This window comes from Leifsonia sp. RAF41 (assembly GCF_052114085.1).
Lineage (GTDB): Bacteria > Actinomycetota > Actinomycetes > Actinomycetales > Microbacteriaceae > Leifsonia.
Genome location: NZ_JBFREB010000007.1, coordinates 1 through 376, shown reverse-complemented (window position 1 = coordinate 376; position 376 = coordinate 1). Strand labels below are relative to the sequence as shown.

The 376-nt window shown below is 68.9% G+C and carries 1 protein-coding gene; it reads left to right on the top strand.

Annotation, left to right across the window (positions count from 1 at the left end):
- Positions 1–32 precede the first annotated feature (32 nt).
- The coding region (locus AB4Y74_RS17770; RefSeq protein WP_441800483.1) for a serine aminopeptidase domain-containing protein at positions 33–376 on the top strand (344 nt) is incomplete at its 3' end.

Genomic DNA, 376 nt, shown 5'->3' with positions numbered 1-376 from the left:
ACCGCATGCCGACCACCGAGACACACTTCGAATTGACCGCCAACGACGGCGTCACGGTGGAGTCCCATCGCTGGCAGGGCGCGACGCAGCGCGCGGTCATCCAATTGGCGCACGGCATGGGCGAACATTCGCTGCGCTATCGGCACCTGGCGGACGCGCTGGTGCAGGCCGGCTACGTGGTGTATTCGAACGAGCATCGCGGCCACGGCAAGGGCGCCTCGGCGCGCGGTGAGCTGGGGGAGTTCGGCCCGCGCGGTTTCGCCGGGCTGGTGGATGACATGGCGCTGCTGAGCCGCCACGTGCGCGGCGTGCATCCGGGCCTGCCGCTGATCCTTGTGGGCCACAGCATGGGCTCGTTCGCCACGCAGTACTACCT